The sequence below is a fragment of the Herbaspirillum sp. RTI4 genome (assembly GCF_034313965.1).
Classification (GTDB): Bacteria; Pseudomonadota; Gammaproteobacteria; order Burkholderiales; family Burkholderiaceae_D; genus Herbaspirillum.
Map to the genome: position 1 here is coordinate 2,915,555 of NZ_JAVIWQ010000002.1, position 25,457 is coordinate 2,941,011.

A 25,457-nucleotide genomic window follows, 5' to 3' on the forward strand; every position below is an offset into this window, starting at 1 on the left:
TGCCTGACTTCATTGCCGATGAATGAAGCAAAAGCACGTCAAAAAATGCCGCCAGGATTGATCCGGGCGGCATTTTTTATGGACGCAACGCATCACCTCATTCCAGCCATGACAAAGCACAAGAAGCAGGCACATGCTATCGTTCTCCCTTCTGCAATACGTATTTACTAAAAGCATCAGGCAGCCATGAGTCATCGCATCATTTCCATCATCGATCAGCGCGTAGCGACCTCCCCCTCGCTGCTTCCGCACGTCATGGAAACCCCGACCGGCACCCTGAACGACACTCTGGCACGACCTTTGCGCGACTTGCGCATTTCCGTGACCGACCGCTGCAATTTCCGCTGTGTGTATTGCATGCCGAAAAGTACCTTCGACAAAAATTACACCTATCTCCCGCACTCGGATCTGCTGACCTTCGAGGAAATCACCCGGCTGGCGACGCATTTCGTTGCCCATGGCGTAGAAAAAATCCGGCTGACCGGCGGCGAACCGCTGCTGCGTAAAAATCTGGAACGGCTGATCGAACAACTGGCCCGCCTGCGCACACCGGACGGCCGCGATCTCGACCTGACGCTCACCACCAATGGCGCGCTGCTGGCGCAAAAAGCCCGTTCGCTCAAGGATGCCGGCCTCAAGCGCGTCACGGTTTCGCTGGACGCGCTGGACGACGCCAGTTTCAAGCGCATGAACGATGTCGATTTCCCGGTCTCCCAAGTGTTGGAGGGGATTGATGCGGCCCAGGCAGTCGGCCTCGGCCCGGTCAAAATCAATATGGTGGTCAAAAAAGGCGTCAATGAGCAGGAAATCCTGCCGATGGCACGCTACTTCCGCGACACCCCGCACATCCTGCGTTTCATCGAATACATGGACGTCGGCGCTTCCAACGGCTGGCGCATGGACGACGTCATCCCCTCCGCTGAAGTAGTGCGTCGCATCGCGCTGGACATGCCACTGGAAGCCCTCGACGCCAACTATCCCGGCGAAACCGCCCGACGCTGGCGCTATCGACAAGATGGCGACGGCGGCAGCGGCGAAATCGGCGTCATTTCCAGCGTCACCGGCGCTTTTTGCGGCGACTGCACCCGCGCCCGCCTGTCCACCGAAGGCAAGCTCTATACCTGCCTGTTCGCCAGCAGCGGCCATGAATTGCGCGCCCTGCTGCGTAATGGCAACAGCGATGCCGAAATTGCCGGCGTCATCGGCCAGGTGTGGCGCGCACGCGGCGACCGTTATTCGCAACTGCGCAGCCAGCATCTGGCCAATCCGACGGATGCCCCCGCCAAGGTCGAGATGTCTTACATCGGCGGCTGAATGAGCGCCACTGCCTCCCTTGCCACGAACCAGACCTCCGCCACGATTCACATCAGCGGCCTGATCCTGTCCGGCGGACGCGGCACGCGCATGGGCGAAGTCGATAAAGGTTTGCAAGCCTTCAACGGCGAACCGATGGTGGCGCAAATTATCCGGCGCTTTGCACCGCAGGTCGCCCATCTGGCAATCAACGCCAACCAAAACCTGACGCAATACCAAGCCTTCGGGCTAGACGTCCTGCCCGACCACATGCCCGATTTCGCCGGTCCGCTGGCAGGCCTGCAAACCGGACTGATGCAATGCCGCACGCCCTTGCTGGCAACCGCGCCCTGCGATTCGCCGTTTCTGCCCCATGATCTGGTGTCACGTCTGTATCGGGCGCTGACGCAGGCCGACGCAGAACTGGCGCTGGCCGTCACTGACGACGCTAGCCGCCGCCAACGTCACCCGGTCTTTTGCCTGCTTCAGACAGATTTACTGCCACGGCTGACGCAATTTCTCGACCACGGCGGGCGACGCATGAACGACTGGTTCGCCACGCTCGCCACGGTGGAAGTCCCCTTCCCCGACGCCACCGCTTTCAGCAACATCAACACCCGGCAAGAACTTGCCGCCCTGGAATCACTGTCCGCCACTGCGCCCCCGCCATGAAATCAAACTCCCTCTCCGGCATCGTCAGTTGCCTGTCCGCCTACGATCCCGATGCGCTGACCGTCGCACATGCGCAGCAAATCATTCACGACTACATCGAACCAATCACCAGCAGCGAAAGAGTCGCCATTCGCAGCGCGCTCGACCGTGTACTGGCGCAGGATGTCATTTCCACCATTGACGTGCCGGCGCATGACAATTCAGCGATGGATGGCTACGCCCTGCGCGGAGCCGATCTGGCCGACGTTGCGACGTTGCAACTGCGGCTGGTCGGCAGCGTGCATGCCGGACATCGTTTCGACGGGCAAGTCGGCAGCGGCGAATGCGTACGCATCATGACCGGTGCCGTAATGCCCGACGGCTGCGACACGGTGATCCCGCAAGAACTGGTCGATGCCGCCGATGCGCTCACCGTCAGCTTGTCCACCTCCCGCGTGCGGTCCGGAGATAACCGCCGGCGGCGCGGCGAAGATCTGCAGCGCGGGCAAGCCGCCTTATCCAAAGGAAAAGTCGTCCGTCCCGCCGACCTGGGCCTGCTGGCCTCGCTGGGACTGGCGGAAGTGGTAGTGCAACGTCGCTTGCGTGTCGCCTTTTTCTCCACCGGCGACGAACTGCGCTCGGTCGGTGAGGCCCTCGCCCCCGGTGCCGTCTATGACTCCAACCGCTATACCTTGTATGGCATGCTGACGCGCCTCGGCTGCGAAGTGATCGACATGGGCGTAGTCGGTGACGATCCGGCCGCACTCGAAACCGCCCTGCGCGACGCCGCTGCCAATGCCGATGCGGTCATCACTTCGGGCGGGGTGTCGGTGGGCGAAGCCGATTACACCAAGCAAACCATGGCGGCGCTGGGCGAGATGCTGTTCTGGAAAATCGGCATGCGTCCAGGGCGGCCCATGGCCTTCGGCCGCGTCGGCATGGAAGGCAGGCAGGCCTACCTGTTCGGCTTACCGGGCAACCCGGTCGCCGTGATGGTGAGTTTCTATTTCATCGTGCGCGATGCCCTGCTGCGCTTGTCGGGAGCCAACTACGCTCCGCTGCCAAGGCTGCGGGTGCGCTCACAGTCGGCGATCCGCAAAAAACCCGGACGCACCGAATACCAACGCGGCATTGTGTCGCGTCAGGAGGATGGAGAATGGACAGTGCGCCTGACCGGTGCGCAGGGCTCCGGTATTTTGCGTTCAATGTCGGACGCCAATTGCATCATCGTGCTGGAACACGACCAAGGCGAAGTGCGCCTCAACGATCAGGTAGAAGTGGTGCTGTTTGACGGGATGGTGTGAGGCCGCTTAATTACGCTTAAGCGTAATTAAGCATGCTCAAGCCCAACTAAGCGCGTTTAACCAGCCGCAAAATAAACAGCAGGATTACGGCACCGAGCGTTGCCGTCAGTATCGATGCGCCAATACCGCCACCGATGCCTATGCCCAGCAGCCCCGCCACCCAACCGCCAATAAAGGCCCCGACAATACCGACCAGAATATCGGCAATCAAACCGAAGCCGCCGCCTTTGACGAGGACGCCAGCCAGCCAGCCGGCGATAGCGCCAATAATTAACCAAGCAATGATTCCGTGTGACATAAGTGGCCTGCTTTCTTCAATGTGGGACGAGAAGGAACCGCCTTGTGGCGGATTTTTATCATGTGCAGACAAGTCAGCGATCCATAAACACATTCACGCTGACAGTAAATAGACACCTCAAATCATAGCCTCATACTGACGGCCAGCACAGCAGACATTTACCCTTTCCCTTGTAGGACAAGGAAATATCCCCAAAACACCCGCACCTTACTCTGGTTCGACGTCTTTTTCATCGGCCAGATCGTAGGCCGTATCGTTACCCAGCAATTCCTGCGCGCTCTCGACCGGCAAAGCTTCCACCGAAGTCAGTTTGCGCGACATCACGCGCGTGCGGGTTTCGGCCTGTTCGATATTTTTGGCCGCACGTTCCAGCGCCGTTTTAGTGGCGGTCAGTACCGCGCCGAATTTGCCAAACTCGGTCTTGACCGCGCCCAGCACTTGCCACACTTCCGAAGACCGCTTTTCCAGCGCCAGTGTGCGAAATCCCATTTGCAAACTATTGAGCAACGCCGACAAAGTCGAAGGCCCGGCCACGCTGATGCGATGCGTGCGCTGCAAATCATCGGACAGGCCAGGACGACGCATGACTTCGGCGTATAAGCCCTCGGTCGGCAAAAACAAAATAGCGAAATCGGTAGTCAGCGGCGGCGACAGATATTTCTCGGCAATTTTTTTGGCTTCGCCGCGAACGACCCGTTCCAGCTCACGGCCCGCCAGCGCAACGCCCTCCGCATCGGCACGATCGGCAGCTTCGGCCAGTCGTTCATATTGTTCCTTCGGGAATTTGGCGTCGATCGGCATCCAGACCGGCGCGCCGCCGGCCGCTGCGCCGGGCAGCTTGATCGCATACTCGACCCGCTCACCGCTATGCGGTACCGTTTCCACATTTTTCCCGTACTGCTCGGGCGTGAGTAATTGTTCCAGCAGCATAGACAGCTGTACTTCACCCCAGGTGCCGCGGGTTTTGACGTTAGTCAGCACACGCTTCAAATCGCCCACGCCAATGGCCAGTTGCTGCATTTCCCCCAGACCCTGGTGGACTTTCTCCAAACGGTCGGACACCAGCTTGAACGATTCGCCCAGCCGCTGTTCCAGCGTCGCATGCAGTTTTTCATCGACCGTCTTGCGCATTTCTTCCAGCCGCACGCCATTGTCTTGCTGCAAATCCTTGATTCTGGTTTCCAGCATGGTGCGGGTTTCTGCCATGCGTTGCGCGTTCGATTCGGTCAGGGCCGTCAGGGATTGATTGAGCGTATCGCCGAAACGCTGCAAGGAGGCAGCCTGTTCCTGGCGGCTGGTCTGCGCTTGCAGGCCGAGATCCTGACGCATGCTTTCCAACTGCTGGCGATTGGTTTCATTGAGCTTGACCAGTTGCTGCGCAAACGCGTCGATCTGGCTGTTCTGCAAAGTGGCCATGCTGCCGATTTGCGTTGCCAGCGTCTGCTGCAATTGAAGGAAAGAAGAGCCGAGTTCCTGGCGGGTATTTTGCGCCGCGCCCTGCATTTCAGTGCGCATGGCGCGCTCGCCGCGTTCGGCCAGCGCCTGTTGTTGCTGCTGTAATTGGCTGGATAATTGCGCCAATTGCAGTGCCAGTTCGGCGCTGGCGTTGCCGCGTCCGGCACGCCATAAGGCCAGTAATTGCAGGGCAAGGACAGCGACCAACAAAATCAGCAAGACGATATCAGGCAGGGTCATGGGGTTCTTCAAGAAAATAAGGGGACATGCAAAAAAGTGCGCCTGAAGCAGGTAAGGCAATCAGTCCGGTTTGTTGCGCATCCAGTCGGCGGTCTGGTAGAACGAGGCCATCAGGCGCAGGCGCAGTGCTTCCTCCACGCCGACCTCTTCCATCGCCCACGCCATGCAGCGCAGCCACTGGTCGCGTTCGACGGTGCCGATCGCTACGTGAAGGTGACGCGCCCTCAAGCGCGGGTGGCCAAAGCGTTCGATGTAAAGGTCGGGGCCGCCGCTCCAGCCGGATAAAAACCAGAAGGTCTTGTCGCGGGTGTCTTCCAGCGTTGCCGGATGCAGGCCGCGCAGGATGGCGAATTCCGGCTCCAGGTCCATCAGGTCGTAGAAACGGTCGGTCAGTTCGCGCAGCTTTTCGCCGCCGCCCAACATCTCGTAGACGCTGGGCTGATTGGGATTGTCGATTTGCATGCGCCCATGATAACTGAGTGGACCCTAATCGAACTGCCGCTGCACCTGGTAAGTTAAACCTCGCGCAGCGTCTGCAAGGGTGGCCGGTTGAGTACCTGACGCAGTCCGAACCAACCACCTGCCAAGGCGCACACGGCACCGATCACTGCCCCGCTGAGCCACACCAGCGGACTAAAGTGCCACTCGAAATCGAACACATAGCGCGCCAGCGCCCAGCCAATCGCTGCGGCACCACTCGCCGCGAAGATGCCGGCCAGCGTACCGATGACCAGGAATTCGATGCGCTGCGCCTGCGCCAGTTGTTTGCGGGTAGCGCCCAGAGCGCGCAGCAAGCCGGCTTCGGCGATCCGTTCGCTCTGTGAAGCAATCAGCGCGGCATACAGCACCAACACGCCCGAGGCCAGCGTGAACAGGAACAGGAATTCGACCGCTGCCACAACCTGATCCACCACATCCTGAATTTGCTTGAGGATAGTGCCGATATCGACCACGGTCAGATTCGGGAAATCGCGCGTCAGTCCCTCGGCCAATGCCGCCTGTGCGGGGGGCAGATGAAACGAGGTAATCCAGGTCTGCGGCATATCGGCCATGGCGCGGGGATTGATGATCACGAAAAAATTCACGCGCAGCGAACCCCAGTCGAGCTTGCGCAAACTGGTCACGGTGGCGCTGACGGTCTGACCGCCGATATCGAATTGCAAGCGGTCGCCGAGTTTCATGTTCAGCGTCTTGGCCAGTCCTTGCTCGACCGATGCTTCCGGTTTGCTATCGTCGTACCAGCGTCCGGCGACGATGGCATTGCCAGCAGGCAATGCGGTCATCGTCGACAGATTGAATTCCCGCTCGACCAGTTGCTGCGCCCTTGCCTCAGGGTAGCTGGCGGCGTTAACCGCGACACCATTGATGGCGAGCAAACGACCGCGCATCATCGGCGACAGTTGCGCCGGAATGTGCGCCGCCTTCAGGCGCGCTTCCATTGATGCTTTTTGTTCCGTCTGGATATTGATGACGAAGCGATTGGGCGCGTCGGCAGGAGTGGACTGACGCCAGGCGCCAATCAGATCGCCACGGATCACGGTCAATAGCAGCAAGGCCATCAGCCCCAGGGACAGCGCAACGATCTGCATGATGCTCGCGCCCGGCCTGCGCTGTAAGGCAGTCAGGGCAAAACGCCAGCCAGCGTTCGGCACGAATCTGCGCACGCTCTTCAAGGCTTTCAACGCCAGCCAGCCCAACAGAGAAAATGCGCCGCATGCGCCCAGAAATCCGGCAGCCGTCAGCAAACCCAACTTGACATCGCCCGCCTGCCACAGCAGCAAACCGACGAATACGGCCGTACCCAATGCATACGTCAGCAGTGTCAAGGCCTGAGGCGCATGCGCCTCACGTCGCAGCACGCGATTGTGCGGCACACCGCGCAATTGCAGCAAGGGTGGCAAAGCGAAACCGATCAGCAGCAGCATACCCACCGCCAGTCCCTGCACTGCCGGCAACCAGCCAGCAGCAGGCAAAGCTGTAGGCAGGAACTTGCCCAGCCATGCCAGCAAGGCAAAATGCGCGCCGAAACCGACGGCCACGCCAACGGCACTACCCGCCAGCCCGACCAGCAAAAATTCGCTCACAAAGAGCCGGCTCGCCTGATTTTGCGTCATGCCCAGACAGCGCAGCATGGCGCAGGCATCGATATGGCGCAGCATGAAGCGGCGCGCTGCCATCGCCACGGCCACTGCCGCCAGCAAGGCGGACAGCAGGCCGACCAGTGCCAGAAATTGCTCGGCCCTATCCAGCGTGGCGCGCATTTCCGGACGACCGTTTTCCAGATTTTCAATACGCACGCCGCGCACCTTCTCTTGCGCGATGCGGGTTTCCAGCCATTGTTGATAGTCGGCAAGTGCCGTCGTCGAGCCGGACAACAGCAGCCGATACGTCAGACGCGACCCGACTTGCACCAGTTGGGTTGACCCCAAATCACTCAGCGGCAGCAACACGCGTGGCGCGAAATTGATGAAGCCGTTGCCGCGATCCGGTTCCAGCGTCAGGATGCGAGTGATGCGGAAGGGGCGCTCGCCCAGCGTGAGCGTATCGCCCACGACGAGATGCAGAGGTGTCAGTAGCGCCGGATCGATCCAGACGGTACCGGGGGCGGGAATGCCGGTCGTGCTTTGTTCCGCCCCGCCCGGCTGGTCGCTGGTTTTAAGCGTGCCGCGTAAAGGATAAGTGGGCGACACGGCCTTGAGTGACGCCAACAACGAACGGCTGGCGTCGCCGCTGCCGGCGGTTGCCATACTGGGAAATACGACCGTATCAGCCAGATGTAATCCGAGCTGGGTGGCGTGCGTGCGCCAGGCGGCAGCAATCGGCTGGTCGGCGGCGACCAGCAAGTCAGCTCCCAGCAGTTGATGGGCGTCACGGGTCAGGCCGGCCCGCATGCGGTCAACAAAAAAACCTACCGAGGACAAGGCCGCGACAGCAACCACCAGCGCCATCAGCAAAAACCGTAGTTCACCGGCGCGCCAGTCGCGCGCGGTCATGCGCAAAGAAAGAAGAAACATGCAGGCCTTTAACAACACCATTAGGGCCGCAAAATGCCGGCAAAGATCAATCGAAGCAGGAAGAGTAACGCAAACCGCAAACAGATGCTCGTGCGAGGTTGCCGCCCAGCAAAAAGCGCGAGCTGCCAGTCGGCAATTCGCGCTTTTGCATGAGTCCTGAGGGCATATCCAGGAGGGATAAAATCTGAGTAATTTCAGGGCAAGGTATTCACCGTATTTGAGTCCGCTGAACTGCCTTGCCCCAAATTTTTATTGCTTGCTACTGAGCATCAACAACTTCTTAGTTTTTAATGCCCAGTGCTGCCGACTCTTTGTCGATCGACTCGATCAAGGCCTTGCCAACCCGGGCTTCCATCGCTTTGCGCACCGGCATGAGGGCACGACGCCATTCCAGTTTTTCTTGTTCCGTCAGGTAATAGACATTGGTTTTACCGGTGGCCTTGATGGCGGCCAGGGCGTCATCGTTTTCCTTTTGCGCAATCACGTTGGCGTAACGGGTGGCTTCTTTCATTGCGCCTTCCAGTTGGGTACGGATATCGGCAGGTAAGGAATCCCAGAATTTTTTGTTAACGATGACAGCGTAGCCAATGTAACCGTGGTCGGATACGGTGAGATTGGACTGCACTTCATTCATTTTCTGGGTATAGATATTGGATGAGGTGTTTTCGCTGCCATCGACCACGCCGGTTTGCAATGCCTGATAGACGTCGGAAAACGCCAGCACTTGCGGATTGGCACCCAGCGCACGGAATTGCTCATCCAACACTTTGGAGGACTGGATGCGCATCTTCAACCCCTTGAAGTCGGCCACTTTATGCATAGGGCGATTGGCGGTCATTACCTTGAAACCGTTATCCCAGAACGCCAGACCAATAATGCCTTTAGGTTCCAGTTTTTTGAGCAGACCCTGACCAATCGGACCTTCGGTCACGCGCGACAGCACGGCGCGGTTAGGGAAAATATAGGGCAGGTCGAATACTTCAAATTCTTTCGCGCCCAGCGGACCGAATTTAGCCATGGAGGGTGCCAGCATCTGCACTGCGCCCAATTGCAGCGCTTCGACTTCTTCTTTGTCCTTGTACAAAGTGCTGTTTGGATACACTTCCACTTTTACACGGCCATGCGTGGCTTTTTCTGCCAGTTCCTTGAAGCGATCTGCGGCCTTGCCCTTGGGCGTGTTGGAGGTGACGACGTGACTAAATTTAATCACGATAGGAGCTTGTTGCGCCATCAACGGTGCGGCATGCAGCGCCAGTACCAAGGGCAGCGCCAGGGCGGTAGCGAGTAATCTTGTTTTCATACAGTCTCCAGATAAATTGTGATTTTTGTGTTTTTGTTCCGCTCGTTGAATGTACGCCTGTTTTTGCTTTATGCCGACCACCTCTCGGTGCCTGCATATTCAGCAAAAACACGGCCAGCGATATGAGCTAATTTTTCGCCAGTCTGGGGCAGCGCTCCATCAGTGACAATTTGCATTTTTGGAACAGGGGCTAAGGCTATGTATAAGTCCGGCATGACGAAGAGCTATTCCGGCCGGGACGCTACCGCTCTATTTCGGCAGCAGCCGCTGCCCAGAATAGATCACCGGACGGCTACTTCACTCAACTACTTAAGCCATGAAAATTAACCGGCAGCAAATCAATAAACTCTGACCGGGTTTAAAACGGCCATTTAAATTCTTGTTTTTTTTACAAGAGTAAAGTGTGGAACCCAAGCTTATTTATTTGTACAAAGACATCAATTGATGCTTATTTTAAAAAGGAAACGAAATGCCTTATCTGGTTGTTGGGCTGGAATTTGCAGTGGTGCTGATGGTTGTTATTGCAATTTATATGATCAGAAAAAAATAGATTACAGATTGCATTATCTCTACAGCCAAAAGATCAATTTATCTGACCAGAAAATAGCTAATGCTAAAATTCATCCTACAAACTGGTTTGTTTTAGCTTAGCTTTCAATCCCTTTCACAAGACCTCAATACCCCTTGCAATATCGGAAAAACAGTCATTTCAAGCAAGCCATGATCGCTCATGTATAATGCGGACCTTACACAGGAAGCTTGGCAGAGCGGTTGAATGCACCAGTCTTGAAAACTGGCGAGGATGCGAGTCCTTCGTGAGTTCGAATCTCACAGCTTCCGCCACGAATTTTGTTCGTACGCGGATAACTAAACGAATACAGTCCAACGAACATCCAGGTAACAAGAGCTACAGACACAGCAAAACTTTGCCTCCTATCAGTTGTTGTTGCACGATAAAAAATCTCATTGCATTAACAGGCACGAAAAGACAGACGTTTTTAAACGGCGCGCTATTCCCTGCTGGTCGCAAGGTTATTAATAAAAAAATTATTTTGATGAGTCGTGAATGCGGATTGGGAAATATTTCAACGCTGACAGATAGAAATAAACCAGCAGGTTTTTATTGTTGTTGCATTTCAACTTAATAAAAATGCCTTGGGTACTTTCATTTGCGCCTACCACTTTTGCGAATTTGTAACTTCTATATAAAATAGAAATAATAATTCGATTGGTATTGAATAAATCACTGTTTAATTCGTAAAAACAGTTGAAATAAAAAAGTCAATCATGTATTGTGAATTTGCTTAATTTTTTAACTAAGGGAAAAAATGGCCAACCAAGAATTAAATAAACTGCTTACACAACAAGCAGAAATAGCATCCAAAATCGAAGAGCTGAAGAACAAGGAGCGGGAGCCTATTCTCGCCGACATCAAGAGCAAAATTGCTTACTACGGTTTTTCAGCTAAAGAAGTCGGTTTCACTGGTAAAGCGACCAAGACCGGTGTCGTTAAGTCTGTTGAACCTCTTTATATCAATGAAGAAGGAAAAACCTGGAGCGGCCGCGGCAAGCCACCACTCTGGATTGCTGGTCCTGATGGCAAGGCCAGTGAAAAACTGAAGAAAAAATTCACCATCAACAAGTGATCTGAAACAGATCTGCGTCGATGTCATGCCGTTCAGACAACATCTGAGCGGCATTTTTGTTTCTGATAGTCTGCTCAATAAGCGGCCGGACATAAGCATCACGAAATCAGAGCCCCTATCAAAGTCCAATTAAGTCTCACTAAGGCTAATTAAGCCTTACAGAAAACTAGACTTCATTGGTTTTTGATAGGCGCTCCCAGCACCAGCGACCATCGCAGTTTATTGCCCACCATCAATCTTCCCCTCACCGAGAACTCCGCATGCAAACCGAAAGCTTCATCCCAGGCAAAGATGCCTCCCTAGAATCGACCATTGCCACCATGCAAAAAAAGCTGGCGGCACGCGGCTTTGAACTGGTTGAATCCTCCTTGCTGCACGAAGTCGACGGTATCTGGTCGACCCACATGAAGGACAAAGAATGTCCGATGCTGTTTTCCAACGGCAAAGGCGCGACCGAGTTAGCCGCGCGCGCCAGTGCCTACGGTGAATTTTTCGAGCGTCTCGGCACCCACTATTTCTGGACCCATTTCCATCTGGGCGCTACCCGCGCCAACGCCGCCTTCGTCCATTACCCGCAAGAACGCTGGTTCGCCCCCACCGAGGACGGCTCCTGGCCGGCAGAACTGCTCAATCCCGAATTGCAGGAGTTCTACAACCCGGACGGCGCAATCGACGGCGAAGTCTTGGTCGACCTCAATTCCGGCAATGTCGCACGCGGCATTTGCGCCCTGCCCTACACCCGCCTGCGTGATGAAGCCCTGACCTACATCCCGGTCAATATCATCGGCAACCTGTACGTCAGCAACGGCATGGCCGCCGGCAATACGATGATGGAAGCGCGCAGTCAGGCCCTTTCCGAGATTTTTGAACGGCAGATCAAATACCGCATCATCAGCGAAGGACTTTGCCTGCCCGAAGTCCCCGATGAAGTCATCGCCCGTTTCCCCAGCATCCATGCCGGCATTTCCGGCTTGCGCAAAGCCGGCTTCGGCATCCTGGTCAAAGACGCTTCGCTGGGCGGGCTGTACCCGGTCATGAACGTCACACTGGTACACCCCAAGGATCAAGGCGTTTTCTCCAGCTACGGCGCGCATCCTCGTTTCGAAATCGCCCTCGAACGCGCCATGACAGAACTGCTGCAAGGCCGCGCACTCGATTCACTGGAAGGCTTCCCGGAACCCGGCTTCGACATGAGCGAAATCAATGCCGTCGCCAATTTGGAAATCCACTTTGTCGATTCCAGCGGCGTCATCAGCTGGAATTTCATGGGCGATACACCCGACTTTCCCTTTGCCGACTGGAATTTCAGCACCACCACCGAAGAAGATTACCGCTGGCTGGTCGACTGCATCCACCGTGAAGGCAAGGATATTTACGTCTCCGACTTCAGCGAACAAGGAGCCTATAGCTGCCGCATACTGGTACCGGGCATGTCGGAAATCTATCCGGTCGAAGACCTGGAATGGGAAAACAACAGCATCGGCAATCTGATCCGCCCGGCACTGGTGCGCCTGTCCGACCTGAGCGAACCGGAAGCGGCCGAACTATTGTCCGATCTGCAAACCATGAACCTCAACGATGAGCGTCCGCTGTGGGAAATCCTCGGTCTGGCGATTCCGGTCGGCACGCCCTGGAAGCAATTGCGCATCGGCGAACTGAAAACCCTGCTGGCACTCGCCATCGGCGATGAAGACGCCATCCGCGAAGGCTGCGACTGGATCCATCACTTCAAGGATCTGGCTCCGGCACGTCGTCTGGTGTACCGCTGCATAGAAAGCATTTTGCAAATCGACAACGTGGACAACTACCGCCGCTCGCTCGACATGCTGTACGGTGCCGATACGGTGCGTCAGGCCGAGGCCTTGATCAATCGCCAGGAACGCTTCTTTGGACTGGATACACTGGGCGAAGACATGCAAGGTAGCGCCATGCATCAAACCCTGCTGGCCGCCTACGACAAACTGTTTGCTGCTGACCGCTGACCGTTACTCTTCGGGTAATCCAGTGATATCGCAGCAATTCAGATGATCGATGACGGAATGGGGGATAGTTGGCTGCTGGTAATTGCCCTGTACGGTATTGCCAGCATGCTGACCTTCATCGCCTATGCCATCGACAAAGCCGCTGCCAGAGCCGGGCGAAGGCGTATTTCCGAAACTACTCTCCTGTTAATGGGACTCGCCTGCGGCTGGCCGGGCGCACTGCTGGCACGACGATGGCTGCGACACAAATCCTCCAAAGCCGCATTTCAACTACCACTCTGGTCAACGGTACTGATCAATATTGCCGCGCTGGCGTGGCTGAGCCGGCATCTGATTCTCAGTCAGCAAGCCCGCTTTTAATATCGCCGCCGCTATCGTAAATCCCCACCTGAGGCATGTATCATGAACTCCACCCTAGAAACACTTGGAGTTCTTGATGCTGCTCACGTTTGCCATTCTCTTGATTTTCCAGTGCCTCGGTGAAGGACTGTCGTTCGCCTTGCACCTGCCCATCCCGGGTGCCGTCGTCGGCATGTTGCTTCTGTTCATTGCCTTGCTGATTGTGCCGGGCTTGCTGGAACGCATTGAGGCAACCGGCAGCGAACTGTTGCGCCACTTGTCGCTCCTGTTCGTCCCGGCGGGCGTCGGCATTGTGGTATCGGCCGCCACCGTGCGCGGCCACTGGCTGGCAGTGATTGTCGCCACAGTCGTGAGTACGATTCTTTCGCTGGCCGTCACGGCAATCGTGGTGCGACTGTGCATGAAGTCGAAAAAAAGCACACAGAAAAAAGAGCACGACCATGCATGACATCCCGGAACTCGGGTCCATCTGGATCTATCTTTCCGGCTCGCCTTTGCTGGGACTGACACTCACCTTGTGCGCTTATGTCATCGCCTTCGCGATTTACGCCCGCTTCCGTTTTTCACCACTCGCTAATCCTGTCGCGATTGCGATTGCACTGATTGTGATCGTCTTGAAAAGTACCGGCATGTCTTACCGCGATTATTTTTCAGGGGCGCAATTTGTTCACTTTCTACTCGGCCCGGCCACCGTCGCGCTGGCGATTCCTCTGGCGCGCCAGCTGCCCCGGCTGCGTCGTTCTTTCGTACCGCTGATCTGTGGACTTTTTGCAGGATCGGTCACGGCCATCGTCTCGGCCGTCGCGGCCATCGTGCTAATGGGCGGGACCTGGCAACTGGCGATCTCCATCGGGCCGAAGTCCGCCACCACACCGATTGCTATGGGCGTGTCAGAAAAACTGGGCGGATTGCCGGCGCTGACCGCTGTGCTGGTCATTGGTACCGGCATTTTCGGGGCCATCGTCGCGCGGTTTTTGTTTAATTGGATGCGCATCGAATCGCATGAAGTGCGTGGCTTTGCGCTGGGCGTTACTTCACATGGCATCGGCACTGCACGGGCATTTCAGGTCAGCGCCGAAATGGGTGCCTTCGCCGGATTGGGCATGGGCTTGAATGGCATACTGACGGCCTTTCTCGCCCCCTGGCTGATACCGATTGTCGCGGGGTCTTTTTCCGCATGGGTCAAATAGCCGGCTCATGACTATTTCGCCATTAACGGTGCGGAACCATGGCCTAGCACCAGCTGACTGATAAAACGCAAGAAAGCAATGAAAGCCATTCTCTGCTTTCATTGCCTCCTGACTACTTACTCATTCACTGGCTGACCATCCATAAGCTCATGGACGCCAGCGAGGATTATTTTTTGACGGAGCAGCTGCTCAATCCAAACGGGAAATAGGCAGGGCAAAATCGAAAAACGCCGGTAGCCACCAGAATTAGGCCAAGCCAGCCCCACACACCGATTGCACCGGACAGAGTCGCCGCAATCAATGCCAGTCCAACAATGATACGGATGGCGCGGTCTATCGTTCCTACGTTTGCTTTCATGTTATTCCCCTTTAAATAAAAATAAGATCCCTGTGATTTACTCACTTCTTAAGCGACGATTTCGTCATTTCTATATCACTTACAAACGAACTCTGAAGCACCTGCCCATCCATGCTGCCCTGCTTTGCCTTGCTGAAAAAAACAAAGCAGGGAAACAATATATTGATAAACATTATATTCTTTAATATACTGATGTCAACTTAATCGCATCTAATCGACATGAACTTACCCCACCCCGCCATTGAGCTTGAATTACTGCGCGCTGCCGCGACACAAGCCGTCAGCGTATTGAAACTGCTCGCCAATGAAGACCGTCTTTTGCTGCTATGCCAGCTATCGCAAGGCGAACTCTGTGTCAGTGAACTGGAAGAACAGCTAGGCATCCACCAACCGACCCTCTCGCAGCAACTCGGCGTTTTACGCAGCGAAGGAGTCGTCAGCACTCGTCGGCAGGGGAAAAATATTTATTACTCGGTGGCCGAGCCGGCCATGCTGGAAATCCTAGCCCTGCTGTACCGCCTTTATTGCCCGAAAGAAAACACCTGATGTCCATCACCTGGAATACCTTCACCCCCTGGTCGTCCTTACTTGGCGGCGCAATGATAGGTTTGGCTGTCGCCATGCTCGTGCTATTCAATGGCCGTATCGCGGGCATCAGCGGCATTTTGGGCGGTCTGCTACGACCCAAGTCGAATGACATCGCCTGGCGCGCCGTGTTTATTCTCGGACTGTTGGGCGCGCCGCTGGCGTATGCGATATTCGCCACGCTGCCAGTCATCCGCATCGAAGCTGGAAACGGTACGCTGATCGCGGCGGGATTACTGGTGGGTGTCGGTACCCGTTATGGTTCCGGCTGCACCAGCGGCCACGGCGTTTGCGGATTGTCGCGACTGTCATGGCGCTCTGCGGTTGCCACCGCCGCTTTCATGAGCGCCGGCTGGATCACCGTCTTTATCGTGCGTCACCTACTCCCTGTTTAAGGAATTGCCATGACAATGCTCACTTCACTGCTGGCAGGGCTGATGTTCGGTGCGGGACTGATCGTCTCCGGTATGGCCAATCCAGCCAAGGTACTGGGCTTTCTCGATCTCGCAGGAAGCTGGGACCCCTCGCTGATACTGGTCATGGGAGGCGCAATCGGCGTCGCCTTTTTTGCCTTTCGCTTCGCAAAACGCCGTCCCCTCTCTTGGTTGGGCGCGCCAATGAAACTGCCAACTGCGCGGCACATCGACCGTCGACTGGTGCTGGGCAGTATCGTGTTCGGCATCGGCTGGGGAATTGCCGGCTTTTGTCCCGGCCCGGCGCTGGTCGCGCTCGGCATGGGGGAAACCAAAGCACTGCTGTTTGTGCTGGCGATGATTACCGGTATGCTTTTATGAGCTGCTGAATGCGGCGCTATTGACGCATCGTCTGATCGTCAATCGGCCTCAGCCAGACCACGCTCTGAAAGCTGGCCGGACATGACAATTTTTCTCCAAAAAAAACGCCAACCTCAGTGGTTTGCGTTTCATCAGCGATATACCTGGTGGCCGATGACAGAATCGAACCACCATTTCAAGAGCGATGCCGTTCATAAAAACGACGACTACCTTTCAACAAAACCTATATTTTGCTGACGATTCTGTTGCATACCTGCTCATGCATATCGCGCAGGTCAGCGGGCGCTTGGGAAAAATTCATTTTCTGATCCATTCTGACGCGTGCATCATGCAGCGACGCGGACGTAGGTTTCTCCCAATTGCTGCCGAGTATGCCTTTCATGATCACGGTAGCGTGCTGTTCCGTCTGCTCGTCACTCAAGGATTTTCCCAGTATCTGCGCACCTCGCTTCAGTGTTTCGCCATGAATGGTGACGAAGCATCCGAGCATCGCATCGCGCGCCTCAAGAGGGCTGATTGATTCGTCCGACTTGGCTTTTTCCAGCATCTTCTTGATGTACATGGCAATTTCCTTAAAACGGTTTTAGTGAAAAATGAATGCTTCGTGGAAATCCAACTTCTGCAAGCAGAAAGCTGATCTCAGTGGCAGCGACATTTGGTAAGGTCGAGGGTCAGTACATTGACCGCGCCAGCGACATCACTAAACTGCATTGCCCTGCCACAAGCCGAATATTGCACGTTAAACCTAGCCGATTAATCTCTGATCGTCTTGATATACACACCGATCGTCTCGCACGACAACTGAATAAGAAAAAGCCATACAAAAACACCCGCCCTGAAAAATAAGAGCGGGTGTTGATGAAGACCTGATGAGAAACGAAAATACTTGGCCCTTATAAAGCCAGCGCGTAACAAGAACATACATATCGTGAGGCAAATGAGCACCTCACCGAATCAGTCCATTTGATGCCCTTGGTACGCGCTGAATATTTAGTGTGGTGCAATCAGACCGGTGCCGCCAGATCTATCGTACGAACCAGCTTTTTATTCACGAACTCTTGAATACCCATGTTCCCCAATTCACGTCCGTAACCGGAATTTTTAATCCCGCCAAACGGCAACTCGGCATCGGTCCAGTCGAGGCTATTGATGAACATCATGCCGGTATTGACCTGGCTCGCCACGCGCTTGCCGCGGGCAATGTCTTTGGTAAACACGGAGCCTCCCAAACCGAAGTCCGAGTCATTGGCCAGCGCAATGGCCGCTGCCTCGTCCTTGACGCGATAGAACGACACCACAGGTCCAAAGAATTCATCACGGAAAGCCGGATTATCCGGTGCAATATCGGTCAGCATAGTGATTTCCATGAATGCGCCAGGACGATCCATCCGCTTGCCGCCCATGAGCAAGGTCGCACCATGCGCCACCGCCTCATCGACTTGCTTGACCAATTGAACGGCCGCAGCTTCAGTTGACAAAGGGCCTTGCGTCGTTTTTTCATCCATAGGATCGCCGGCCTTGAGCGCCGACAATGCTGCGGTGAATTTTTCCAGGAACTGATCCGCAATCGAATCGACGACGATAAAGCGCTTGGCTGCGCAACAGGTTTGTCCGCCGTTATACATACGGCCCCATACCGCCCAGGGAATAGTCTTTTCGATATCCGCATCTTCCAGCACGATGAAGGCATCACTACCGCCCAGCTCCATCGAACTCTTCTTGAGATTCAGGCCGGCTCTGGCGGCGATACTTCTTCCGGCAGAAACACTCCCGGTCAAGGCCACGCCCTTGATACGCGGATCGTCGATGACCTTCTCGGCCTGCTCATGCGAAATGATCAGGTTGGTGTAAGCGCCAACCGGCGCACCCGCGTCGATCAGTAACTTTTCAAAAGCAATCGCGCATTGGGGAACGCAACCGGCGTGCTTGACGACCAATACGTTACCGGCCATCAGTTGCGGACCGACCACGCGGGCCAGCTGGTAGTAAGGAAAATTCCACGGCTCGACACAGAAAAGCACGCCGATAGGGCTGCTTTCCATATGGGCTTCACCCTTTTTTGGATTGAGTTTCGTGTCCGAGAGAAATTGCTCGGCGTTCTTGGCGTAGTAATCCAGGATATCCGCACTGAATTTGACTTCGCCACGCGCCTCATTGATGCGCTTTCCCATTTCCAGCGTGGCCAGTTTGGCGAAGCTATCAACGTCCGCACGCAACAACACGGCGGCTTTTTGAATGATCGCAGCACGCGCCGCATAACTCATTGTTTTCCATGACTGGAAACAGGTCTCAGCAAGGGCCAAGGAAGCATCAAGTTGCTTGTCGCTGACTGTATCAAACGACTTCAGTGTCTTACCATCATTGGGGTTAATGCTTTGGTAACTCATAATAAAAATCCTTATCTGAATCTGGCAAAAAATAATAGGCGCATACCAAGGTGCTGCAGCACGGATCGCAATAAATCGCGCGCAGATTGCTTGTTTTTACTATACGCCTTAAACGTTTTTTTCACTGTGCACTGCCGCATTTATGGAAAAACAAGCGGCAAAACAGTCCTGATCCAAGGATATTTTTAAGATGAAAATGCGGGTACGAGAAATTGCATAAAGGCAAGATATGCAGTGTTGGAGCGGCGTTCATGCACACCGGCACGTTTGAATTTTGAGGAGGATCATGAGCATGACTATCCCTTGCAGGATAGTCATGCGGCACTCAGTCGACAACGCCCTCGATCACGACCTGGGCCTCGCCGCCGCGCTGCAAGTAAAGACTGCCGACGATCATCACCAGCATCAACAAGGCCACCGGATACATGCCATACGACAGAAAAAATCCGGCCAGCTGCGTACCAACGCCGGACAAAAACAGCGCCAGAAACATCAGAAAGCCCGAGGCCAGACTGGTCATCGAATGCGGCACGGACAAAGCGCGAGTCATGGTCGCCGGTCCGCGCAGACCCAGACCGGCGCAGAAGATGGCCCAGAATCCGATCATCAGCGTTGCGGATCGCACATCGGCCAATCCCAACACCAGCAAACCCGTCACCGCCAGCAATTGCGCATAACCGCCGGCCTGCATCATCTTGTGTACGCCAAAACGCTGCACGCCCGCGCTGCCACGCGAGGCCGCGAGGATAAACGACGAGACACCGAACACCTGCATCAGCGCGAACATACCGGGACCATGCCCCAGCCAGACTTCCACCAGATGCGGGGCGCTGGCGACAAACGTAACTAATGCGCCAAACGTCAGGCCGTAAATCAGCGCATCCCGAACAAAAGCCCGGTTACGCAGCAACAGCCGGTAATTGACCGGTTCGCCCGGTTCGTGCAGCGCTTGCTTGGCGGGTACCAGCCAGATAACAAAAGGCAGCAACATCAAGGCCAGCAATGCGACGACCCAGAAGGTGGCGCGCCAGCTGGCCACCAGCAAAATCGCCGCACCGGCAACGGGTGCGATGGCGGGAATGACTGATTCAGCAATCCCCACCCAGGAAATGGCACGTACCGCCTCCGCATCGGTGAACCGGCGACGCAGCAGCACCGGCACAACCACCGTGGCAGCGCCCGCACCTATGCCCTGCACCGCCCTGAAAAAGATCAGCCAGTACACGCTGCCCGCCAGCGCGCAAGCGATACCCGCAGCGATTTGCAGCGCAATCCCGGCGACCAGCGTATTGCGCATGCCCAAACGGTCGGCAATCCAGCCCCAGGCCAACTGGGAGAGTGCAAAAACAATAATGTAGACCGATACCGTTGCCTGTACCGTCGGCACATCCGTTGCCAGGGTTTGCGCCAAATGCGGCAAGGCGGGCAGATATAAATCGGTGGAAAGCATGCCAACACCGGTCAATGCAGCCAGTGGAATGATTTTTAACAGCAGAAGGGACTCCGTTCGGTGGGGTTTGCCTTGTATTGGCAGAAGACGAGAAGGCAAGGCGCCTGCAGAACGTATCGGCAAGCACCGGGGGCGGAGTATACCGCGTTCAGCGCGGCCGTATAAATTGCGCGCCGGGAGTCATCCGATCGCTTTACTGCCTGTGCTTACAGTACAGACCTCACTCAACAGGCGAGCAGACCGGTACAATTCATCCTTTATTATTTGTACTGGTCGCGCATCGTGCTCTCTCGTCTCGCAGTGTTGCCCCAATATTTTTTCCCCAAACAAGCACTCACGGTGTTTGCCGGCTGGGTTGCCAACGCCAGAGCAGGCAGCATTACGACCGCCATCATTCGTCGCTTCGTTCGCAAATACGGCGTCAACATGGAGGAAGCGGCAGAACCCGATATCCGCTGCTATCCCAGCTTCAACGCCTTTTTCACCCGCGCCCTGCGCAGCGATGCACGGCCGCTGGCTGCAAGTGATTTCATCTGCCCGGTCGATGGCGCGCTCAGTCAATTCGGTGCGATTAAGCAAGACCAGATATTCCAGGCCAAAGGCCACGCCTACTCCACCACGGCGCTGGTCGGCGGCGACCGCGAACTGGCGCAGCATTTTGACGGCGGCGATTTCGCCACAATCTATCTGAGTCCGCGCGATTACCACCGCATCCACATGCCCTGCGCCGGACGACTGACACGCATGATCTACGTGCCGGGCGAGCTATTCTCGGTCAACCCGACCACGGCGCGCGGCGTGCCGGGCCTGTTTGCGCGCAATGAGCGCGTAGTCTGCGTGTTCGAAGGTGAACACGGGCCTTTCGTGCAGGTGCTGGTCGGCGCGACGCTGGTCGGCAGCATGCAGACCGTGTGGCACGGCGTGGTCAACCCACCGCGTACGCGCGCTGTGCGCGAGTGGCACTATGCGCCGCCAGAACAGCCTTCGTTTCAAAAAGGCGATGAAATGGGTCGCTTCCTGTTGGGATCGACCGTGGTATTACTGTTTCCTAAAGACACTCTGCGTTTTAACCCTGAGTGGGCTCCCGATGGTGCCGTTCAGCTGGGCCAGATGTTAGGTCAGCAAACCGCACCATGATCCGACCAGCCTGCCGCTGGTTGGGCTACCTTCAGGCTCTGGTACTCCTGCTGTCGCTGTGCGCATGTGCTGTACTTCCCCCGGAGGCCGAAACTGTCGCCAGGACGGAATTTTCCACCGCCTTTGAAAGCGGCAGCATCGGCCAGATCGACCCCCTCGATCGCAGCGGCATGAACTGGCGCTTGCACTTGCGTGACGACAACGACGACCCTACGCTACCCGACAGCTTCCGCAACTGGTGGTACGTTGGCATCAACGGTTTGGCAACCGGCCGGCCGCTCACACTGCAAATTGAAGGCTTCGGCGCGTACTATCCTGCGCTGGCGGTCTATTCCTACGATCAAAAAAACTGGCACCATTTCAGCGACGATGAAGCCGTCTGGCAGCCGTGCGAAGAGTATTCTCCGGGCCAATGCCGTCTCCTGATCCGCAAAACCTTTGCCTCAGAACACGTCTGGATCGCCCGCTTTTATCCCTATACCACCAGCGACCTGAACACCTTCCTGGAATCGCAGGCGGCGAGTCCTTACATGCAAGTGGAAACGCTGGGCCTATCGCCACGCCATGCCGCACCGATCCGGCTGCTGACTATCAGCGCGCCGGGAACGGAAGCGAAAAAAATCGTCTGGGTTAACGCCCGCACGCATCCCGGCGAAACCGGGCCGTCCTTTCTGCTGGAGGGATTGATACGGCAGTTGCTGGCGGAAGACGCCACCGGTCGCGCCTTGCGCGCACGTTACGAATTCAAGATTGTGCCTATGCACAACGTCGATGGCGTCATCGACGGCAATTACCGGACCAATGCCGACAGCGTGAATCTGGAAGAAAGCTGGATCAGCGATCCGCTGGCATCGTCGATCGCCCTCGATGCCGACGCCCCGCCAGAAAATCGCTTGCTGGTCGATAGGGTGCTTGCACCCTTGCTCATGAGCGGTGCCGATATTGTGCTGGCACTCAATCTGCACGCATCGAATGCACCCGTCGATCAACAAGCCTTTTTATTCCCGCATTTCGGTGATGACCCGATGCGCTTTTCTCCTGCGCAACGCAGTCTGTGGCGCAAGCAATGGGCGCTGATCGATGCACTCAGCGCCCACTACCGCGGACGCATTGATACCTCATCACAGAACGGCGGCACCGGGTTTCTGGAACGCGCTTATCCAGAAACCTGGTGGTGGGAGCAAAGACAAGACGCGGTCACCGCGATCACGCTGGAAACCACGACCGGCACGGCTGGTTTCACGCACTGGGTAGAAGCCGACGATTTGCGCGAACTTGGCAAGGCGCTCGCCAAGGCCATTGAAGAACTGAGCTTTTAGGGCTGTTACCGTTTCAGATGGAAAACAAAGCCCCCCGCGCAGTGGAACTGTTCGGGGGGCTTTGTACGTCTGGGAGGGATTCTAAGTTCTTATACAGGACTTGCGCAAAAGGCCGCTGGCTAGGCGCATTGCCGCAGGCAGTGCCAGTTAGCACAGAGCAAGACAAGACGAGGCAACAACGCCAGCGGCCTTTTGCGTAAGTCCTCCTATATTTGGAACAGGTCTTATAGCCAGGTCAATCGAATCGCCAGAACATGGCGCTCATCGTGAAACAAGGAAGCTGCTGCGCGCTCCTCTCTCATTAACGCGGACGCAACATCGTCACCGCGAAAACAATCCGCACCGACGGCAGCGCAAATTGCCACTTCATTTCTATCGCTGCATAGCGTCGGGAAGGGAGGAATCGCATGTAAAGACCCCTGATTCGGTGACGGCGCAGTGCAATCTCGGAGGTTCATTAACAAAATATAGTTTTTTACTATTGGTATTTTTTATTCAGAACACAGGAAAACTCTCTCTATGGCAAAGGTAAAAAAAGTCCCTTACTACGCAATGGCGCGGTCTTTATTCAGAGGAAAAATATGGAAGGAATTCAGCGGCTCAGCGGGCGCGGTGCCTATCAATACCCCGCAGCAGATTTCCTATGAACGACGCGCGCCGGGCACGCCACCGCCGCCGAAATTACCCAAACCACCCAAACCGACGAAAGAACAACTGAAAGCAAAGAAAGCGGAAGAAGCCGCTCAAAAGGCGCTTGCTCAACGTCAGAAAAAACAGCCCGCACCCAAGCCGAAACAAGCAGAACCTGTAAAACCCGCAAAACCGCAAATTCTTGACGCAGAAGAACGGGAAAAGCTGCCGGAATTTGACCTTCAGGACATTCCCGGAGCCATGAGAAAAATTGGATGGCCGATAGCGGCGAAGTTGGCTGAGAAATGGTTTGCTGGGGCGGCGCATGTTTATAACGAGAAAAAAAATTCCCTACAACCATTGGACGACACTACTGTCACGCTGAATTGGGTATTGAAATACAAAAATATTAAAAATGAATTTGATGATTTAATTAATAAACAATTATATACATCCAATTCGACTAAAGAAATTTCAGATCATATTTACAAAAAAATAAAAAATGAATTCATTGATGAAAAATCAATGATATTTTCTTTTAATACAGCCAAATTTATTGGTGATGTAAGACAATTCCATATTGATTGGCACTTCCAGCGTCAAGAAATCACAAGTTACAACGCAATAGATTGGTTATTACTTACAGACCTCACAGCATCACTAGGACGTTTCAATCTTTACGCCGCTATCGGCAATGTAGAAGTTAGCTCTGAAAAATATTTCAAATATAACGACAAAGATAAAACAAAAATATATTGTATTGACCCGACTGCAATATTAACGCATGTTTATATATATCTAAAAGACAGTTATTCTTTTAACGACAAGAAAGATAGTAATAGTCAATACCTTGGCCATTGGAATAAAAAAGATATGCTTATTTTTTATCCAGCTCAAATAAGCAGCTTGGTGAAAATAGGAAATATAAAAATTGGGGATTCAGAAATTACTATGGATACAATTAATGATGAATATTTGCTAAATAAAAAAGAGGCTAACAAACCTTTAAACAAAAGGACTGGAACATTCCGCACATTCATAAAAAAAGATATTTATTACCCTATTTTTAATGAGAACTATAGAGCATGGAGAGAAAAACATAACAGAGGTGGTGATTTTATAATTTACAGCAAACCACAACTTTTCAAACTAAAGAGACCAATTAAAATCAAATTGGAAACCATATGCCGACCAGCAGAGCCTATGTAGCAAAATCATTTAAATTAGCAACGACTATTAGCGCATTAATCATTATTTTGGCAATGGCATTATCAATTTTTATTTACTTAATGCCAAATAAGTTTCAACTTGGACTCCTAATAACAATTTATCAATTTTCAAATGAGATACTATTTATCGCATTTATTTTTATATTTTTATTTATTATATTCAAATCATATAGATTTATAAAAACAACAGACTCACCATCTGAGGAGCTCATGAAAATGAGTCCTGCAATTATTATTTGGCTTTGTATTATTTTTTATGGAAGTATTTTTTTTATCAACGACACTGACTGTAAAAACTACAAATATAACGAAACATTAAATGGCGGGCGAAAGGAATTTAAAGGAAAAAAATACCTCATTAATATTTGCGGAAGTGGCGTAAGCGACAACGATTTATTTGGGAGCAGCATGGATCGCGTACAAATGACCGTCCTAAACGAGCAAGAAGAGGTTCTCGCCAAAAGAAATTACAAGATTTTTTGGGACGGGGGACCAGGACTTGATCCTATAGAGATAAGCCAAGACAGCATCCGCTACCGAGACGATTCAGACCCTGACGGAGAGCCGAGAACCCTCACCATGCCGCCATCGAAACTCGATTGGATTGCCGCCAGATTCCCGATCTTTAATTTGCTGATATACCCTTGAAATAGCGTCTTCCACAGAAGCCTCGCAATCAGCGGTCTTTAAAATAAGCGGCCTTTGAAATACGCAGATGTCCCCGCCAACTTGGCCAAGGTCTGTTGACATTTCATTTACGAGTGCGAACGCGCAGCGGGAGGTGAATGCTTAGCCGCAGCAACGCGTAGGAGCGGGACTACGGCAAGGAGCTGCA

24 protein-coding genes and 1 tRNA gene are annotated in these 25,457 nt (G+C 54.4%); 16 read left to right on the plus strand and 9 right to left on the minus strand.

Annotated elements, in window-relative coordinates:
• Nucleotides 1-186 precede the first annotated feature (186 nt).
• Genes moaA through glp form a run of 3 tightly spaced genes read left to right on the plus strand, consistent with a single transcriptional unit; the run spans nucleotide 187 to nucleotide 3,248 of the window.
• Complete coding sequence (moaA, locus tag RGU70_RS12950; RefSeq protein ID WP_322209811.1) at nucleotides 187-1,314, plus strand: GTP 3',8-cyclase MoaA; 1,128 nt, start codon at nucleotides 187-189, stop codon at nucleotides 1,312-1,314.
• Entirely contained in the window at nucleotides 1,315-1,965 is a 651-nt protein-coding gene (gene mobA, locus RGU70_RS12955) for a molybdenum cofactor guanylyltransferase MobA (protein WP_322209812.1), read from the plus strand.
• Nucleotides 1,962-3,248 (plus strand): gephyrin-like molybdotransferase Glp, encoded by a 1,287-nt coding sequence (glp, locus tag RGU70_RS12960; RefSeq protein ID WP_322209813.1) that lies wholly within the window; start codon nucleotides 1,962-1,964, stop codon nucleotides 3,246-3,248. Before mobA ends, glp begins: the two co-directional genes overlap by 4 nt.
• 46 nt (nucleotides 3,249-3,294) lie before the next feature.
• On the opposite strand, the gene RGU70_RS12965 is transcribed toward glp, so the two are convergent.
• From RGU70_RS12965 to RGU70_RS12985, 5 genes are all read right to left on the minus strand, one after another.
• Nucleotides 3,295-3,546, minus strand: coding sequence for a GlsB/YeaQ/YmgE family stress response membrane protein (locus RGU70_RS12965; RefSeq protein ID WP_322209814.1), 252 nt, complete (start codon nucleotides 3,544-3,546; stop codon nucleotides 3,295-3,297).
• A gap of 207 nt (nucleotides 3,547-3,753) precedes the next feature.
• A complete protein-coding gene (locus tag RGU70_RS12970) occupies nucleotides 3,754-5,241 on the minus strand; it encodes a DNA recombination protein RmuC (RefSeq protein WP_322209815.1) in 1,488 nt (495 codons plus the stop codon).
• 60 nt (nucleotides 5,242-5,301) lie between these two features.
• On the minus strand, nucleotides 5,302-5,703 hold the full coding sequence (locus tag RGU70_RS12975) for a group II truncated hemoglobin (protein WP_322209816.1): 402 nt from the start codon (nucleotides 5,701-5,703) through the stop codon (nucleotides 5,302-5,304).
• 53 nt (nucleotides 5,704-5,756) lie between these two features.
• Nucleotides 5,757-8,255 (minus strand): ABC transporter permease, encoded by a 2,499-nt coding sequence (locus tag RGU70_RS12980; RefSeq protein WP_322209817.1) that lies wholly within the window; start codon nucleotides 8,253-8,255, stop codon nucleotides 5,757-5,759.
• Between the two features lie 280 nt (nucleotides 8,256-8,535).
• On the minus strand, nucleotides 8,536-9,555 hold the full coding sequence (locus tag RGU70_RS12985; protein ID WP_322209818.1) for a TRAP transporter substrate-binding protein: 1,020 nt from the start codon (nucleotides 9,553-9,555) through the stop codon (nucleotides 8,536-8,538).
• A 753-nt stretch (nucleotides 9,556-10,308) separates the two neighbouring features.
• Between RGU70_RS12985 and RGU70_RS12990 the strand changes: the two genes are divergently transcribed.
• The 6 genes from RGU70_RS12990 (at nucleotide 10,309) to RGU70_RS13015 (ending at nucleotide 14,733) form a co-directional block, all read left to right on the plus strand.
• Nucleotides 10,309-10,398: transfer RNA gene (locus RGU70_RS12990), tRNA-Ser, on the plus strand.
• 485 nt (nucleotides 10,399-10,883) lie between these two features.
• Nucleotides 10,884-11,201: an H-NS histone family protein gene (locus RGU70_RS12995; RefSeq protein WP_322209819.1), complete on the plus strand. Its 318-nt coding sequence runs from the start codon at nucleotides 10,884-10,886 to the stop codon at nucleotides 11,199-11,201.
• 260 nt (nucleotides 11,202-11,461) lie between these two features.
• A complete protein-coding gene (gene ycaO, locus RGU70_RS13000) occupies nucleotides 11,462-13,183 on the plus strand; it encodes a 30S ribosomal protein S12 methylthiotransferase accessory factor YcaO (RefSeq protein WP_322209820.1) in 1,722 nt (573 codons plus the stop codon).
• Nucleotides 13,184-13,225: 42 nt separating this feature from the next.
• Entirely contained in the window at nucleotides 13,226-13,543 is a 318-nt protein-coding gene (locus tag RGU70_RS13005) for a DUF1294 domain-containing protein (protein WP_322209821.1), read from the plus strand.
• A gap of 76 nt (nucleotides 13,544-13,619) precedes the next feature.
• On the plus strand, nucleotides 13,620-13,991 hold the full coding sequence (locus RGU70_RS13010) for a CidA/LrgA family protein (protein ID WP_322209822.1): 372 nt from the start codon (nucleotides 13,620-13,622) through the stop codon (nucleotides 13,989-13,991).
• Complete coding sequence (locus RGU70_RS13015) at nucleotides 13,984-14,733, plus strand: LrgB family protein (protein ID WP_322209823.1); 750 nt, start codon at nucleotides 13,984-13,986, stop codon at nucleotides 14,731-14,733. Before RGU70_RS13010 ends, RGU70_RS13015 begins: the two co-directional genes overlap by 8 nt.
• 166 nt (nucleotides 14,734-14,899) lie before the next feature.
• On the opposite strand, the gene RGU70_RS13020 is transcribed toward RGU70_RS13015, so the two are convergent.
• Nucleotides 14,900-15,091, minus strand: a complete 192-nt coding sequence (locus tag RGU70_RS13020; RefSeq protein WP_322209824.1) for a DUF2892 domain-containing protein — start codon at nucleotides 15,089-15,091, stop codon at nucleotides 14,900-14,902.
• Nucleotides 15,092-15,310: 219 nt separating this feature from the next.
• On the opposite strand from RGU70_RS13020, the gene RGU70_RS13025 reads away from it, so the two are divergent.
• The 3 genes from RGU70_RS13025 to RGU70_RS13035 are packed head-to-tail and all read left to right on the plus strand — an operon-like array spanning nucleotide 15,311 to nucleotide 16,470.
• Nucleotides 15,311-15,637, plus strand: coding sequence for a metalloregulator ArsR/SmtB family transcription factor (locus RGU70_RS13025; RefSeq protein ID WP_322209825.1), 327 nt, complete (start codon nucleotides 15,311-15,313; stop codon nucleotides 15,635-15,637).
• Nucleotides 15,637-16,071 (plus strand): YeeE/YedE family protein, encoded by a 435-nt coding sequence (locus RGU70_RS13030; protein ID WP_322209826.1) that lies wholly within the window; start codon nucleotides 15,637-15,639, stop codon nucleotides 16,069-16,071. The genes RGU70_RS13025 and RGU70_RS13030 overlap by 1 nt, the downstream gene beginning before the upstream one ends.
• A gap of 9 nt (nucleotides 16,072-16,080) precedes the next feature.
• The gene (locus tag RGU70_RS13035; RefSeq protein ID WP_322209827.1) at nucleotides 16,081-16,470 is read left to right on the plus strand and encodes a DUF6691 family protein; all 390 of its coding nucleotides are present in this window, start codon (nucleotides 16,081-16,083) and stop codon (nucleotides 16,468-16,470) included.
• A 223-nt stretch (nucleotides 16,471-16,693) separates the two neighbouring features.
• Here RGU70_RS13035 and RGU70_RS13040 read toward each other — a convergent pair whose 3' ends face one another.
• The 3 genes from RGU70_RS13040 to RGU70_RS13050 form a co-directional block, all read right to left on the minus strand.
• A complete protein-coding gene (locus RGU70_RS13040; RefSeq protein ID WP_322209829.1) occupies nucleotides 16,694-17,032 on the minus strand; it encodes a hypothetical protein in 339 nt (112 codons plus the stop codon).
• Nucleotides 17,033-17,474: 442 nt separating this feature from the next.
• Entirely contained in the window at nucleotides 17,475-18,857 is a 1,383-nt protein-coding gene (locus RGU70_RS13045) for an NAD-dependent succinate-semialdehyde dehydrogenase (RefSeq protein ID WP_322209830.1), read from the minus strand.
• A gap of 325 nt (nucleotides 18,858-19,182) precedes the next feature.
• On the minus strand, nucleotides 19,183-20,430 hold the full coding sequence (locus RGU70_RS13050; RefSeq protein WP_322209831.1) for an MFS transporter: 1,248 nt from the start codon (nucleotides 20,428-20,430) through the stop codon (nucleotides 19,183-19,185).
• Nucleotides 20,431-20,589: 159 nt separating this feature from the next.
• Between RGU70_RS13050 and asd the strand changes: the two genes are divergently transcribed.
• From asd to RGU70_RS13070, 4 genes are all read left to right on the plus strand, one after another.
• Nucleotides 20,590-21,444: an archaetidylserine decarboxylase gene (gene asd, locus RGU70_RS13055; RefSeq protein ID WP_322209832.1), complete on the plus strand. Its 855-nt coding sequence runs from the start codon at nucleotides 20,590-20,592 to the stop codon at nucleotides 21,442-21,444.
• Nucleotides 21,441-22,763: a M14-type cytosolic carboxypeptidase gene (locus tag RGU70_RS13060; protein WP_322209833.1), complete on the plus strand. Its 1,323-nt coding sequence runs from the start codon at nucleotides 21,441-21,443 to the stop codon at nucleotides 22,761-22,763. Before asd ends, RGU70_RS13060 begins: the two co-directional genes overlap by 4 nt.
• A gap of 519 nt (nucleotides 22,764-23,282) precedes the next feature.
• On the plus strand, nucleotides 23,283-24,602 hold the full coding sequence (locus tag RGU70_RS13065; RefSeq protein WP_322209834.1) for a DUF6402 family protein: 1,320 nt from the start codon (nucleotides 23,283-23,285) through the stop codon (nucleotides 24,600-24,602).
• On the plus strand, nucleotides 24,578-25,270 hold the full coding sequence (locus RGU70_RS13070) for a hypothetical protein (protein WP_322209835.1): 693 nt from the start codon (nucleotides 24,578-24,580) through the stop codon (nucleotides 25,268-25,270). The genes RGU70_RS13065 and RGU70_RS13070 overlap by 25 nt, the downstream gene beginning before the upstream one ends.
• Nucleotides 25,271-25,457: the final 187 nt, after the last annotated feature.